Source organism: Rothia sp. L_38 (genome assembly GCF_050689125.1).
GTDB lineage: Bacteria > Actinomycetota > Actinomycetes > Actinomycetales > Micrococcaceae > Rothia.
This window is the reverse complement of the sequence record NZ_JBOEQD010000007.1, coordinates 140,281-154,532: the sequence shown is the minus strand read 5'-3', so window position 1 is coordinate 154,532 and position 14,252 is coordinate 140,281. Positions and strand designations below refer to the sequence as shown.

Genomic DNA, 14,252 nt, shown 5'->3' with positions numbered 1-14,252 from the left:
TATTACTATACACAATGTTGAGCGAACGTGCAAAATCTACCTTCCACCACCCCACCATCACTCCCCAGCTCGACCTTGTACATACAGGGGCTTACTATAGTGATGTGAATAACGAAAATTTGACTCAAGAAGAAGCCGCCCTGCGCGCCCGTACTATCAGCGTTGATACCTACGATGTGCATGTTGATCTCACCCATGCCAGCTCTGATTTTGAAACCTACCCGGTAGCCACCACCGTCCGGTTTACGGCGACCGAGGGTGCTAGCACCTTTATTGACTACATTCATCAGTCGGTGGAGTCGGTGAAGCTCAACGGGGTATCGCTACCTGTTGATGAGGTGGTTGAAGGCTCCCGCATCACCCTCCCCCAGTTACAGACGGAAAATACTCTCACCATCAAGGGCCGATCATACTTTAGCCGCTCGGGTGAGGGTCTGCACCGCTACATCGACCCGGCCGATGGCAAGGTTTACCTCTACACCCAGTATGAGCCGGCGGATTGTCGTCGGGTTTTCCCGAATTTTGAGCAGCCTGATTTGAAGGCTGTGTTCAACTTCCGTATTACGGCCCCTAAGAGCTGGGTGGTGAGCTCGAATGCTGAGCTGGACCGCGAAATTGATGACCCGTCAGATTCATCGATTTCTAAGCGTGTTTTCAAGCCGACTGCCCGTATTTCTACCTATATCACCGCTATTGTGGCGGGCGAGTACTTTACCGCTTTCGATACCTACACCCCGGCGTCCGCTGTTAATTCTGGGTCTATCCCCCTGGTTGCCTACTGCCGCCAGTCGCTCAAAGAGCATTTTGACTACCAGAACATCTTTGCCGTGACCAAGCAGGGCCTGGACTTCTTCCAAGACCTCTTTGACTATGCCTACCCCTACCCCAAGTACGAGCAGGCTTTTGTGCCGGAATACAACCTGGGGGCAATGGAGAACCCCGGCCTGGTGACCTTCACCGAGGGGTACATTTTTGTCTCCGGTGCTGATGAGTCCCAGCTTGAGGGCCGGGCTAATGTGATTTGCCACGAGATGAGCCACATGTGGTTTGGTGACCTGGTCACCATGAAGTGGTGGAATGACCTGTGGCTCAAGGAGTCTTTTGCAGACTTCATGGGGCATCTGGGCGCTGCTGAGGCCAATGGCTATAAGGACGCCTGGGTCACCTTTGCGAATTCCCGTAAGGCCTGGGCTTACCGTCAGGATCAGCTGCCGACAACTCACCCGATTGTGGCCGATATCCCCCACCTTGAAGCTGCCCGTCAGAACTTTGACGGTATTACCTACGCCAAGGGTGCGAGCGCCTTGAAGCAGCTGGTTGCTTATGTTGGGTTTGATCAGTTTATTGAGGCTGCTCGGGTTTACTTTAAGCGGTTTGAGTGGGGTAATACGACTCTTGATGATTTCTTGGGTGTGCTCGATGAGGTCTCTGATCGTGATGTTCGTACTTGGGCTGAGGCGTGGTTGCAGACGAGTGGTTTGTCTGAGTTATCGTGTGAGCGTGTGACCGGTGCTAATGGTTCTGTGCAGTTGGTGGTGCGTCAGCAGTTGCCTGTGGGTGTTCCCGCTGAGTTGGGGCGTCCGCATCTGTTGAAGATTGCCCTGTTCGCCTCTGAGGGCGGGCGTCTGGTGCCCACGGGTGTGGTGTCGGCTGATATTCCTGTGGGTCAGAATGAGATGCTGGTTGGGTTGACTGAGCAGGAGCAGGCTCTTGTGGCTGCTGCTGATGTGGTTTTGCTCAATGCTGAGGATTTGACCTATGCGAAGGTTGCCCTGGCTGAGGCTGATGGGCTTGAGTTTGCTTTGAGTCAGGTGTCGTCGGTGGAGGATGCCCTGTCGCGGGGTCTGCTGTGGGGTAGCTTGTGGAATATGGTGCGTGATGGCAAGCTTGCTAGCCGCCGGTTTGTGCTGGCTGTGGGGCAGGCTGCCGCTGCTGAGCCGTCCGCTACCCTACTGTCGAATATTGTGGATCAGGCGCAGGCTGCGATTTCTTTGTATACCCCGGCGGGTGCTCGTGGTGAGCTGTGGGATGCCCTGTATGCTGCGCTGTCTGAGGCTCTTGCTGGCGCGAAGGAGGGTAGCGATGAGCAGTTGATTCTGGTGCGGGCGCTGCTGTCTGTGTCGGCGCATTCGCAGTTGGGTCTTGAGTTCGCTCAGGATCTGGCGCGGGGTGCAAGCGGGCAGGTTGAGGGCTTTATTTCTGATGCTCCTGGTATGAGCTATAACCAGACTCTGGGTTGGAAGGCTCTGGGGGCGCTTGCGGTTCAGGACGCGGTGACCCGGCAGGAGCTGGATGAGGCGCGGTCTTTCCGTCCTTCTGCCACGGCTGAGCGTGGCTATGCTTTTGCGACCGCTGCTCTGCCGGTGGCGGCTGCGAAGCAGGCTGCCTGGAACCTGGTGACTGAAGATATGGGCCTTTCGAATGAGTTGCTGTCAGCGACCGCTGCTGGTTTCCAGCACGGGCCGGAGGAGCTGCGCACCGGTTACCGGGATGCTTTCTTTGAGCTTCTTGCCCCCACCTGGGCTGCCCGTACCGGCGGTATGGCTACCCGCGTTATTCGTGGCCTCTACCCGGCGGTAGAGCTGGCAGAGGGCACAGCAGGAACCCACCCGGTCGTCCGTGCCACCGAGCGCTGGCTAGCCGAGCATACGGACGCCCCCACCGCCCTGGTGCGACTGGTGCGGGAGCTGCTCGATGATGCCGTCCGTATCCTTACCGCTCAGGCCTATAACGCATCTGCCGCCGAAGAGGGGGCAGGTAACTAGGTCTTTACCTGGGAATCTACGCAGAAAGCCGGTTTTGGGGCGCAGCATTGCAAACCAAAACCGGCTTTTTCGTGAGAAGCTATAGAGAGTAACTTTTTGGGATAAGGAGCCTACTGTGACCGACTACGTACTGGGCGATCGCGGCACCGTTCAGGTCATCACCGATGACTACTACGATGCAGAAATTCTTCAGGTTTTTGAAGAACTCTTGATTGACCGCGAGCGGGTCTGGAACGGTGAGGTTCGCCTTGTGCCAGAACCCGATAACCCCTACCAGCCCCAGGCCATTGCGGTCTATGCTGACGACCTCAAGCTGGGGCGTCTTTCTCCCGAGGACTCCGCTGCCTACTGGGGCCCGATTACCCGCGTTGTGGCCTCGGGCTACGACGCTGTGACCCGCATGCAGCTTTCTGCTGTACTGCGCGGGGTCACCGGTGAAACCCACATCGAAAGCAGCGGCCAGCTCTCCCTGAGCGCCCCTGGCTCCCTTTTTCCCCTCAACAACGCCCCCACCCAGGCAACCCTGCTACCCCAGGGGGCCTCTATGAAGGTGCTCGATGAGAAGGACCATTCCGAGTACCTACACTCCATCCTGCCTCCCTCCGGTGAGGGCCGAGTGATTCTCTCCCTGGAGAACAACCAGATTAAGCACGCGGACGGGCGTGTGGTTGACTCTGTTGATGTCCTGCACGACCGCAAGGTGGTAGGCCGCCTCTCCACCCAGATCTCCGAGCAGCTAGCCCCCGTCATCCGCTACGCCTACGAGCACGATAAGCTCACCAGCGCCTGGGGCACCATCCGCGGCAACTCCTTTGAGCTGTCCCTGACAGTGCAGGCCGTCCGCCCCTCTGAAATTCCTGCCGAATGGTACCAGGAGCTCCCCAACTACCTACCCGAGCTTCTACCGGCCGCGCCCTCCTACGAGGTGCCCCCCGCCTACGTGCCGACCGAGGGTGAAGCGACCCGCAGCAACGCCCCCAAGAAGAAGCGCTCACTCATGCCCAGCCGTCCGGCCGCAAGCGAGCCCACCGCCCTTGAAACCAACGGCGTAGAAGCCGCAGAACCCACTACAGCGAACTCCCTGGGCCTACAGCGTATCTCTGTTCTCCTTGGGCTTGTCGGCGGGCTAATCCTGGTCACGGGCCTGGTTCTTGTCTTCTTCAAGCCCCTGCTCGGCATTTTAGGTATAGTGCTCGGCGCATCCGTAGCCTTCCTGGCTCTCTTCGTCGGTCGCGATAACAGCTATACCGAAGAAGAAGTATCTGCCGACCCGCTCGAACACTAGCATCACTATCAAAAGAAAATATAAAGGGAGCCCCACTAGTTTGGTGGGGCTCCCCTTATATCCTCTGGCGAGGGGCTACCTGGGCTTAGTCAGAACCGTAGGTAGCAATGTAACTAGGCATGGTATCGGTCTGCAAGGCATATGATAGGGCGCTGGTTGCAGCGGCATCGAGGACCACGATGGACTGGCCGTCCCAGGACCAGCCGGTACCGGCATTCGACAGGGTCATGGAGACCAGCTGGGTATTACCGTTGGAAAGCACAGGCTGGGCAATACCCACGATGGCGGAAGGTGACAGACCCTGATCTACGCTCATGTAGGGTGAAACAGACTCAATGACCTGCAACAACTTACTAGCTGATGATAAAGCACCATCAGCCCTCAGCTTGTTATACACACCGCGCAGGAAGGCACGCTGATTTCGGACACGCTGGTAGTCACCGTCTGAGAAGCTGTAGCGTTCACGAACAAATTCAAGAGCTTGACTACCGTTCAGAGTTTGAGGCCCTGCAATAAAGGTATTATTCCCGGTTGAAAAGCTGAGGGGAACATCAACTGTAACTCCACCCAGGGTATCTACCAGGGCTTTAAAGCCCTGGAAGTCTATTTCAGCAACGTGATCCATCTGAATACCAAGAAGCTGCTCAATAGTAGCAACCTGTAGATCAATACCGCCGTAGTTCAGACCGGCATTTACCTTATGGGAGCCGTACCCGGGAATATTAACCCAGGTGTCACGCATGATTGAAATCAGGTAGGCAGCTGAGCCGTCTTCAGGAATGTGAAGCACCATGATGGTATCGGCACGGGCGCCAGAAACATGTAGCGCCTCAGCTCCGGTACGCTGGTCAGAACCCAGCAAAAGGATGTCAGTAGCAGCAGTGTTTACGGGACGGGCAGTGACGGCACCGCCTTCATAGATATCGAGGATACCGTTACCGTTAGCATCACCCTCAGTGATGTTATCTTTCCCTGAATCGTTAACGATTTTTGCTGAATCGACCAAAGCTTGCAGCTCATCACTGTGGGGGCTACTCACACTACCGTCATCATTGGGCATGGCGTTATCAAAGGTCTCGGACTTATTCCAGGCCTTATTGATCATGAACAGGTAGCCGCCCACAGCAATAACCGGAATCAGCAGCAGAATGAGCAGGGTAATCCAGAGGGCTTTTTTGCTTTTCTTCTTTTTAGGTTCTTCGTGAGCCTCGACGGACACGGTACCTCCCTAACTAATCTCAAAAGGGGCGTACCCACCCGGCAAAAGGGTGCGGTACGCGGAGTGAATCGAACCCAATTCTACGCAGTGAACCTACAAAAACACCCCGTAACGCGTGGTAAATCACGGTCACGGGGTGTGATATTAAGCCTGTAATAGCTGGCTGTAAACTTAGGCCTTCTTGCCGAAGTTTGCGAAGCGAGCGTTGAAGCGCTCAACACGACCTGCGGCGTCCATGATGCGCTGCTTGCCGGTGTAGAAGGGGTGTGAAGCTGATGAGATTTCAACTTCAACGAGGGGGTATTCGTTGCCGTCTTCCCACTTTTCGGTCTTCTGAGAAGTCATGGTTGACTTGGTCAGGAAGGTCTCGCCTGATGCGAGGTCGCGGAAGAGAACGTAGTTGTATTCAGGGTGGATGCCAGCCTGCATGATATTTTACCTTCTTCGTGCCCTGGATTTTGCCAGTGCATATCTTGTTGCTACCGGGGCGGGTGCCTACCGGTGGTTGCGGTTTACAACCGAGGAACTACTCTACCATCTTTGGGCGGGTTTCCCAGAAGGCAACAGCTGAGGCGGCCGCTACGTTCAAAGAATCGACCCCGTGGCTCATGGGGATCATGACGGTGTACCGGGTGGCTGCTAAGGTGCTCTTTGCTAGGCCGTGCCCTTCTGTACCCAGGATTAGGGCCAGTTTGTCGTCCTTGCGGTCTGCCAGCTCAGTTAGGCTCAGGGAGTCTTCTTCCAGGGCAAGTGCTGCGGTGGTGAAGCCCGCTGCGTGCAGGGTGTCAAGCGCACCTGGCCATGAGTCAAGGCGGGCCCAGGGAACTTGGAAGACGGTTCCCATGGAGACGCGAATTGAGCGGCGGTAGAGGGGGTCTGCGCAGCGCGGGGTCACCAGCACCAGGTCAATGTCTAGGGCCGCTGCTGAGCGGAAAATGGCCCCCACGTTGGTGTGGTCCACAATATCCTCAAGGATGGCGATGCGCCTTACCCCCGCCAACAGGTTCTCCAGCGGCAGGGGTTCAGGCCTGGCCATAGCTGCCAGGGCCCCGCGGTGCAGGGCAAAGCCGGTGACCTGCTCCAGTTCGTCCTCGCCGCCCACGAAAGCAGGAACCTGGGGGTGCTCCTGGAGCACGTCGAGCAGGTCGTCCGCCCACTTCTCACTCATGAGAAAGGACACCGGCCGGTGCCCAGCCGCTAGCGCCCGGCGGATTACCTTAGATGATTCAGCAATGTAGATACCCCATTCGGGTTCTTTGACGGAGCGCAGTTTGACGTCTGTCAGGTGGGTGTAGAAGCGGGTGGCGTCGTCCGGGGCAGTGCTGAGGGGACGTACGTTAGGCAGGGCAGCAACGCGGGCGGAGCGTTCTGCCAGCTGCTCAGGGGTGAGCTGTTTGGGCTTCATTCTCGGTTCTCTAGCGGGCGAAGGCTGAGTAGCGGCCAGAATCGTGACTGGTGAGGTCTAGGTCTAGACCATAGGTGGCAGAAACATTGGCCTGGGTGAGGGTTTCTTCGATGGGGCCAGCAGCTACAATTTCGCCCTCGCGCAGGAGCAGGGCGTGGGTGAAGCCCGCGGGAATCTCTTCCAGGTGGTGGGTGACCAGAATAGTGGCAGGGGCGTAGGGGTCTAGGGCCAGGTTGGTCAGGCGCTTGACCAGGTCTTCACGCCCGGCAATATCCATACCGGCACCGGGTTCATCGAGAATCATCATTTCGGGGTCGGTCATCAGGGCTCGGGCAATGAGCACACGCTTCTTCTCACCTTCCGAGAGGGTACCGAAGGGGCGGTCAGCCAGGTGGGCTACCCCCCAGTCCTCCAGCAGGGCCTTACCCTGGTTATCGTCGAAGGAGTCGTATTCTTCATTCCAGCGGCCTGCTACCCCGTAGGCTGCGGTGATGACAACATCGAGCACAGTTTCGTTGCCGGGGATTTGGGAGGCCATGGGGGCTGAGGAAAGACCGATGCGGGGGCGCAGTTCAAAGACGTCAACAGCGCCGAGAATTTCATCGAGAATATCAACTTCACCGCGGGTAGGGTGCAGGCGGGCGGCGGCAATGGAGAGCAGGGTGGTTTTGCCCGCGCCATTGGGGCCAAGGACGACCCAGCGTTCGCCTTCTTCGACAGACCAGGTGATGTTGTGGATGAGGTTCTTACCGCTTCGTGAGACAGTAACCTTATTAAGTTCAAGAACTGATGCCATGGTTCACAACTTTAGTAGATAATGGTGCCTATGAGTACTTCTGTGAATATTGTTGCTATTTCTCGCGCTGATGCCCCCCTGATTGCTACCGAGGAGCAGCTGGTCGCTGCACTGCAGGCGGTTGAGGGCCTGGAGCTTGAGTCCGGTCTTCTAATGGATGTTCCTGCCTCCCGTGTAGAACGGGAAGCTGAGGGGCCAGACTATTCGGTTTATCTGGCTTCTGCGCAGTGGGAGCGTGGCGGAGTAGCGGACGCCCGAGGTGCCCTAGGGTTACTCGATGGGCCGCGCTCGCTGGGTTTTGACCTGAATGTGGTACCCGCTGAGCTAGCCAATGATGAGAAGAAGCTACTCATCATGGATGTCGATTCCACCCTGATCCGCCAGGAGGTTATTGACGAGCTGGCAGCCGCGGCAGAACGCGGCGCTGAGGTTGCCGAGGTCACCGAACGCGCTATGCGGGGGGAGCTAGACTTTGAGTCCTCCCTGCGTGAGCGGGTAGCTACCCTTGCTGGTCTCGATGAGTCAGTCATCGACGAGGTAGCTTCTCAGGTGCTCTACTCCCCCGGTGCCACCAAGCTGGTTGAAGTTTTCCTGGCTGCCGGCCACGAGGTGTGCGTTGTATCCGGTGGTTTCGTGCAGGTACTCTCCCCGCTGGCGGGCTACCTGAACCTTTCCAAGGCGCGCGCCAACGTCCTTGACATCATCGAGGGTAAGCTGACCGGCAAGGTCACCGGCGAGGTCATTACCGGTGAGGTCAAGAAGGAGTCGCTGAAGGAGTGGGCCAAGGAGTTCGATATCAAGTCCTCCCAGACCATTGCTGTGGGCGATGGTGCCAACGATGTGCTCATGATCCTTGAGGCAGGGCTGGGTGTTGCTTTCAACGCCAAGACTGCCCTGCTGGAGGTCGCCGACGCCCAGATCAACACCCTGCGCCTGGACGCGGTACGCCACTTCGCTGGGCTCTAAAGATTTGTGGGCACTGCCCTCACGCAATAGGAAAAGGACGCTGGTAGGTGGCTATCAGCGTCCTTTTACGTGATGAAATCATCGGGTTTGTACCATGCCCTGCCCACTTTTGACCTTAAAAACGGGCAGGGTGCGGTACAAAGTTCGGCGGGTGACTACTTAAATGAAGCCGCCTGCGCCGCCGACCAGCTCGATGTGGCCGGTTTCAACGTCGGCAGTTACCATCTTGGCAACTTCCTGGGCAAACTCGTTGACGGTGTAAAGTTTGCCGGCTTCTTCACGGCGGGCCTCAATAGCGCCGGGGTGCAGGCGGTTGAGCAGGGCCGCGGTGACGGTACCTTCAATCATGTCGGCGGAGATAACCACCAGGGAGATGCCCTTTTCGGTGAGGGCGGGGATTTCTGCTAGCAGGGCGTCCTCGCCGGCGCGCTTGGACTCAGCAACCGGCTTGTACTCGGGCATGGTCTCTACTTCGCGGATGAAGTGGGCCTGGTGGCTGGTCACAAAGACGATGCGGCCGCCGGGGTTCATCTTCTCTGCGGCTAGGCGGGCCAGGCGCAGCTGGGAGTCGCGGTTGAGCACCATGGCGTAGTCGTCAGGCATACCGGCTTCCATACCACCTGAGGCGTTGAGAATGAGGTAGTCCAGGGAGCCGTAGTTCTCGATGGCAGCCTCTACCAGGGCGGCGGCGTCCTCGGCCTTGGTGACGTCACCCTGAACGGCTATAGCCTTGCCGCCGGCCTCTTCAATGGCGGCAACTACCTTGGTGGCACGGGGGGCCTTGGAGCGGTAGTTGACGATGATGTTGGCTCCCTGGGCGGCAAGAATCTGGGCGGTATCTGCGCCCACGCCGCGGGAGGAACCGGTAATGATAATGGTCTTGTTCTGAAGTGACATTCTTAGTCCTTGTAAGCGTTGTACAAATGATTTGTTTAAGTAGCGATGGGCGGCAGCTCCCCGGCAGCCGACTGGCTGGGGCTATCCTACACAGCAGCCTGGGAAGGTGTGTGCCCCGTCCGCTGGCTCGGGGCTGGCGTGAATCACGACGAGCCCCCGGGCGAGGAGTGAGAGGGTCGCGGACGGGCACACACCGGCCAGGCTGCTATTGTTTACCCGTTTAGTGCCCCATACCCAAACCACCATCAACAGGAATCACGGCACCTGAGATGTACCCTGCGGCGTCGGAGGCAAGGAAGAGGGCTACGTCGGCGATTTCTTTGGGTTCGGCGAAGCGGCGGGCGGGGATGGAGTCGGTGTATTGCTTTTTGAGGTCGTCGGAGAGTTGGTCGGTCATGTCGGTTTTGATGAAGCCGGGGGCGATGACGTTGGCGGTGATGTTGCGGGCGCCGAGTTCGCGGGTGATGGAGCGGGCCATGCCGACGAGGCCTGCTTTGGAGGCGGAGTAGTTGACCTGGCCGGGGTTGCCGTAGAGGCCGACGACGGAGGAGATGAAGATGATGCGGCCGCCCTTGTTTTTGAGCAGGCCCTTGGTGGCGCGCTGGGCGACGCGGAAGGCTCCGGTGAGGTTGGTGTCGATGACGGAGGTGAAGTCGTCTTCTTTCATGCGCATGAGCAGGGTATCTTTGGTGATACCTGCGTTGGCGATGACGACGCCGACGGGGCCAAATTCTGCTTCGACGGCAGTGAAGGCTGCGTCGATGGAGACTGAGTCGGTGACGTCTGCTTTGACAGCGAAGAAGTCGGCGGGGGGTTCGCCGCTGCGGTAGGTGATGGCGACGTTGTAGCCGGCTTTTTTGAATTCGGTGGCGATGGCGTGGCCGATGCCGCGGTTGCCGCCGGTGATGAGTACGGTGGGGTTGGTCATTGTTTCACCTTGTTGTGGGGTTTTGTTTCTGCCCCTATCTTACGCTCTTGAGAAAAAAGTGGTGGTTTGTTCAAGTAGGCGCGTGTTATTTGGCCTGGCGGGTTTGATTAAGGGGTCGGGCGGGGTGTGCGTGCGAGGGGTAGACTGGTGGGGTGAGTTTGAGCCTGTGTGAGGAGGGTACCGGTGGCGCAGAAGTATTGGACTGCTGAGGATTTGAAGGCTGCCGGGTACTCTTCGGGCGATTCTGAGGTTTTTGAGATTACGGACGCTGCTGAGCGGCAGTCGGTGGGGGTTAGTTCGCGGGCTAAGGTGTATGCCTTCAAGATGTTTTTACGCATTGTTTTTATTATTGCTGCGGTGATGGTGGACGGTGTGTGGCAGTGGGTGTGCCTGGCTGCGGCTGCGATTATTCCTTGGACGGCTGTGGTGGTGGCTAACGGTGAGGCTAAGCAGGGTGGTGGCGGTTTTTCTGCCATGCTGCCGCCGGAGCAGCAGGCTGCTATTGAGGCGGCTCAGGCTGATCGGGTAGCTCGTGCCGCTGCGGCTGAGGGGGCGGACGCCGGTGGGCCAGCTGGTAGCCGTACCCAGGCGAGCGCTCACCCGGAAGGTTCTGCGGCTGAGGGTTCTATTGAGCCGATGATTATTGATGGTGAAGTGGTTTTTGATGAGGACGGTAAGGAGTAGCGGGTGGATATTTTAGGTTCTTTGAATCAGGGTCAGGCCGATGGTAGTGACCAGGGGCCTGAGTTTGTGAAGTGTAGCCGTAAGGGCTGCCAGGAGCAGGCTCGTTTTGAGGTGCTGTGGAATAACCCGAAGGTGCATGCCCCGGAGCGGCTCAAGAGCTGGGCGGCCTGTGAGGAGCACGTGCAGTATTTGCAGGATTTTTTGGTGGCGCGTAGTTTTTGGAAGCAGACTGTCCCTCTGGGATAGGGTGGTTGCTTGTGAAGAAATACGGTTTTTTGCTCTCTGGTAAGTGGGTTGGCCTGTTTGTGCTGACGGTGGTCGCCTCGCTGGTGTGCCTGTATTTGGCGAGCTGGCAGATGAGCCGTAAGGAGGCGCTTGATTTTTCGAATGAGCGTATTTCGCAGAACTATGATGCCGCTCCCCTGGATTTTGCGGACGATTCTAGCCTGTTTGCGTCCGCTCATTCTGAGCTGCGCTGGCAGCCGGTGACCATGACCGGCCAGTACCTGAGTGAGCACCAGTTGCTGGTGCGCAACCGGCCCTATAACGGGTTGAACGGGTATGAGGTGCTGGTGCCTTTCCAGACCGATCAGGGCCATATTGTGGTGGTCAACCGCGGCTGGATGGAGGCTGCGTTTGGGGATGCCGGTTCGACGGCTTCCCCGGTGCCTGCTCCCCCGGCTGGGCAGGTGACGATTACGGTGCGTCTGGTGGAGGGTGAGATTGATACGGGTGCTTCATCGGTGGATGGGCAGATTAGCAGTATTGACCTTCCCGAGGTTGCTGAGGTGACCGGTCTTGATGTCGATACGGTCAACTACGGTGTGATGGCTTCTGAGAGCCCGGCTCCGGCAAGCGCCCCGGTTGTCAAGGATAAGCCGGAGGAAGATTACGGGCCGAACCTGTCGTATTCGGTGCAGTGGTACTGTTTTGCGGCCATGTTCTATATTGCTTATTTCTGGTCTGCCCGCCAGAAGGTGCGTAACGATGAGCTCGATGCGCAGGTTGCCGCTGAGCTTGAGGCTTATTTTGGTCAGTTCTACGATGCTGATGGCACGTATATCGGCGATGAGGACGAAGAGGTGGTACGCCGCCGCATGGAGTTTGTGGATGATATGCCCGCGCATATGAAGTCCATTGTGCGCCCTAAGGCCCCTAAGCGCAGTAAGAAGATTACCGATGAAGAGGTGGAGGACGCCCTGCTCGATGAACAGCTCTACCGCTAGGCTTTGTGGGTGATTGAGAAAAGAAAATGCTCCCCTCCACCGGTTCAGGTGGAGGGGAGCATTTTCTTGAGCTGCTTGCTGTGCTACTGGGTTTTTTCTACCTCGTGGGTAAAGACCACTCCGTCGTCGGTGAAGTGGTCGATCATGGCCAGGGAGTAGACGTCGTAGCCGCGGTCGCGGAATTCTTTGCCGCCGCCCTGGAAGACCTTTTCGATGGCGATACCGATGCCGGCTACCTGGGCCCCGCCCTGTTCGCAGAGGTGGGTTAGGCCGTGCAGGGCCTGGCCGTTGGCGAGGAAGTCATCGATGATCAGGATGCGGTCTTCGGGGGTGACAAAACGCTTGTCGATGCGGATGTCGTACTCGATTTTCTTGGTGTACGAGAAGACCTTGGAGTGGTAGGTGTCGGTGGAGAGGGTTTTGGAGGAAATCTTCTTGGCAAAGACCATGGGCACGCCCAGGTGCAGGGCGGCGGTCATGGCCATAGAGATGCCGGAGACTTCGAGGGTGAGGACGCGGGTGATTCCGGCGTCCTTGAAGTGCTCGGCGAAGTCGCGGCCCATGTCCATCATGAGCTGGGGGTCGACCTGGTGGTTAACGAACTGGTCGACTTTGAGGATGTTGCCGGGCAGGATGCGGCCGTCGCGGCGGATGCGGTCTTCGAGGAGTTTCATGCTGTTTTCTTCTTTCGGTCTACCAGGATGATGTTGAGCAGCAGGGCTGCCAGGGTTCCGGTGGAGATGCCGGAGGAGAGAATCATCTGCAGGGCGGTGGGCAGGTTGGCGAGCATGTCGGGGCGCACAGTCACACCAATACCCAGGGCGAAGGCCACCGAGACGATGAGTAGTTCGCGGTCGCCCAGTTCGATGGTGGTGAGGGTCTTGATGCCTTGGGCTGCGACCAGGCCGAACATGATGACGCCTGCACCACCGAGCACGGGCTGGGGCATCACAGAAATGAGGGCTGAGAGTTTGGGGAAGACGCCGAGGATGGCCAGGATAATGCCCGCAGTGATCATGACGCGTCGGGAGGCTACCTTGGTGAGGGTAATCAGGCCGACGTTCTGGGAGAAGGCGGTGTTGGGGCCCGCGCCGAAAGCACCTGCCAAAGCTGAGCCGACGCCGTCCGCAAGCACACCGTTAGAGACGCGCTTGCTGTCGAGCTTGGCGCCGGAGGCCTGGCCGATGGCCATCATGATACCGACAGTCCCGATGGTGGAGACGATATAGGCGGGGATGAAGGCCAGGGTTGAGGCCAGGTCAAAGTGCACCCCGTAGGCGAAGATGTTGGGCAGGGCGAACCAGGCGGCGTCCGCAACGACCGAGAGGTCAACCAGCCCCAGGGGGATGCAGACGAGGTAGCCTGCGATCATGCCGATGAAGACCGCTGCGGCCCGCAGGATGCCGCGGCCGAAGTGGGCGATAGCGAGGGTGAGGGCCATGACGCCGAAGGCGATGGTGAGGTTTTGCAGGGAGCCGTAGTCTTCTGAGCCTGCGCCACCTGCTGCCCAGTCCATGGAGACCGGCAGCAGGGTAATGCCGATGAGGGCCACCACGGTGCCGGTAATCAGCGGCGGGAAGAAGCGCATCAGGGGCTTGATGAAGCGAGAGAGCACGATCTCAACCAGTGAAGCACTGATGGTGGCGGCAACGATTCCTGCCATGCCGAACTGGGAGCCGACGGCGATGGTGGGGTTGACGAAGGTGAAGTCGGTGCCCATCATGCCGGGTACGCGAGCGCCTACGGGGCCGATGCCGCGGGACTGAATGAAGGTGGTGAGGCCCGCGACGAAGATGGAGGCGCTGACCATCAGTGAGGTTTGGGCGACGTTAAAGCCGAGGGCGGTGCAGACGACCAGGGGTACTGCGATGATTCCGGCGAAGGCTGCCAGGATGTGTTGGAGCGCTAGCAGGATAGAGACACCGAGGGGTGGGGTGTCGTCGATCTGGTAGAGCATGTCGGTTGAAGTTTCAGCAGGGGTCTGGGGTTCTGACCCTTGGGTATGTTGGTTCAACGAAGGACTTTCGGTATGTAGTTGTGGTGGGTGTAAGGACGCTGGCCCCCGGCAGGGCTGCCGGGGC

The 14,252-nt window shown here is 58.3% G+C and carries 14 protein-coding genes; 6 read left to right on the top strand and 8 right to left on the bottom strand.

Features of this window, described 5'->3' with window-relative positions:
* Positions 1-104: 104 nt before the first annotated feature.
* Positions 105-2,765 carry an aminopeptidase N gene (gene pepN, locus ACRCJM_RS07235; RefSeq protein WP_431464386.1) on the top strand — a complete coding sequence of 887 codons (2,661 nt, stop codon included), beginning with the start codon at positions 105-107 and terminating at the stop codon, positions 2,763-2,765.
* Positions 2,766-2,880: 115 nt separating this feature from the next.
* Positions 2,881-4,050, top strand: coding sequence for a hypothetical protein (locus ACRCJM_RS07230; RefSeq protein ID WP_431464385.1), 1,170 nt, complete (start codon positions 2,881-2,883; stop codon positions 4,048-4,050).
* Positions 4,051-4,135: 85 nt separating this feature from the next.
* Here the strand turns inward: ACRCJM_RS07230 and ACRCJM_RS07225 are convergent, their stop codons facing one another.
* The 4 genes from ACRCJM_RS07225 to ACRCJM_RS07210 form a co-directional block, all read right to left on the bottom strand.
* Positions 4,136-5,269 (bottom strand): LCP family protein, encoded by a 1,134-nt coding sequence (locus ACRCJM_RS07225; protein ID WP_431464384.1) that lies wholly within the window; start codon positions 5,267-5,269, stop codon positions 4,136-4,138.
* A 171-nt stretch (positions 5,270-5,440) separates the two neighbouring features.
* On the bottom strand, positions 5,441-5,698 hold the full coding sequence (locus tag ACRCJM_RS07220; protein ID WP_083091002.1) for a type B 50S ribosomal protein L31: 258 nt from the start codon (positions 5,696-5,698) through the stop codon (positions 5,441-5,443).
* Positions 5,699-5,795: 97 nt separating this feature from the next.
* Positions 5,796-6,674 (bottom strand): TrmH family RNA methyltransferase, encoded by an 879-nt coding sequence (locus tag ACRCJM_RS07215; protein WP_431464383.1) that lies wholly within the window; start codon positions 6,672-6,674, stop codon positions 5,796-5,798.
* A gap of 10 nt (positions 6,675-6,684) precedes the next feature.
* Complete coding sequence (locus tag ACRCJM_RS07210; RefSeq protein WP_431464382.1) at positions 6,685-7,470, bottom strand: ABC transporter ATP-binding protein; 786 nt, start codon at positions 7,468-7,470, stop codon at positions 6,685-6,687.
* A 30-nt stretch (positions 7,471-7,500) separates the two neighbouring features.
* Here ACRCJM_RS07210 and serB point away from each other — a divergent pair, with 30 nt between their 5' ends.
* Entirely contained in the window at positions 7,501-8,436 is a 936-nt protein-coding gene (gene serB / locus ACRCJM_RS07205) for a phosphoserine phosphatase SerB (RefSeq protein ID WP_431464381.1), read from the top strand.
* A gap of 159 nt (positions 8,437-8,595) precedes the next feature.
* On the opposite strand, the gene ACRCJM_RS07200 is transcribed toward serB, so the two are convergent.
* Both ACRCJM_RS07200 and ACRCJM_RS07195 read right to left on the bottom strand, forming a co-directional pair.
* On the bottom strand, positions 8,596-9,333 hold the full coding sequence (locus ACRCJM_RS07200; RefSeq protein WP_431464380.1) for an SDR family oxidoreductase: 738 nt from the start codon (positions 9,331-9,333) through the stop codon (positions 8,596-8,598).
* 220 nt (positions 9,334-9,553) lie between these two features.
* On the bottom strand, positions 9,554-10,261 hold the full coding sequence (locus tag ACRCJM_RS07195) for a beta-ketoacyl-ACP reductase (protein ID WP_431464379.1): 708 nt from the start codon (positions 10,259-10,261) through the stop codon (positions 9,554-9,556).
* 183 nt (positions 10,262-10,444) lie between these two features.
* Here ACRCJM_RS07195 and ACRCJM_RS07190 point away from each other — a divergent pair, with 183 nt between their 5' ends.
* The 3 genes from ACRCJM_RS07190 to ACRCJM_RS07180 are packed head-to-tail and all read left to right on the top strand — an operon-like array spanning position 10,445 to position 12,171.
* Positions 10,445-10,945 (top strand): DUF3099 domain-containing protein, encoded by a 501-nt coding sequence (locus ACRCJM_RS07190; RefSeq protein WP_431464378.1) that lies wholly within the window; start codon positions 10,445-10,447, stop codon positions 10,943-10,945.
* Positions 10,946-10,948: 3 nt separating this feature from the next.
* Positions 10,949-11,191 (top strand): acetone carboxylase, encoded by a 243-nt coding sequence (locus ACRCJM_RS07185; RefSeq protein ID WP_431464377.1) that lies wholly within the window; start codon positions 10,949-10,951, stop codon positions 11,189-11,191.
* An 11-nt stretch (positions 11,192-11,202) separates the two neighbouring features.
* Positions 11,203-12,171 carry an SURF1 family cytochrome oxidase biogenesis protein gene (locus ACRCJM_RS07180; protein ID WP_237234109.1) on the top strand — a complete coding sequence of 323 codons (969 nt, stop codon included), beginning with the start codon at positions 11,203-11,205 and terminating at the stop codon, positions 12,169-12,171.
* An 83-nt stretch (positions 12,172-12,254) separates the two neighbouring features.
* On the opposite strand, the gene ACRCJM_RS07175 is transcribed toward ACRCJM_RS07180, so the two are convergent.
* Both ACRCJM_RS07175 and ACRCJM_RS07170 read right to left on the bottom strand, forming a co-directional pair.
* The gene (locus ACRCJM_RS07175; protein ID WP_237185644.1) at positions 12,255-12,845 is read right to left on the bottom strand and encodes a xanthine phosphoribosyltransferase; all 591 of its coding nucleotides are present in this window, start codon (positions 12,843-12,845) and stop codon (positions 12,255-12,257) included.
* Complete coding sequence (locus ACRCJM_RS07170; RefSeq protein WP_431464376.1) at positions 12,842-14,185, bottom strand: nucleobase:cation symporter-2 family protein; 1,344 nt, start codon at positions 14,183-14,185, stop codon at positions 12,842-12,844. Before ACRCJM_RS07170 ends, ACRCJM_RS07175 begins: the two co-directional genes overlap by 4 nt.
* Positions 14,186-14,252: the final 67 nt, after the last annotated feature.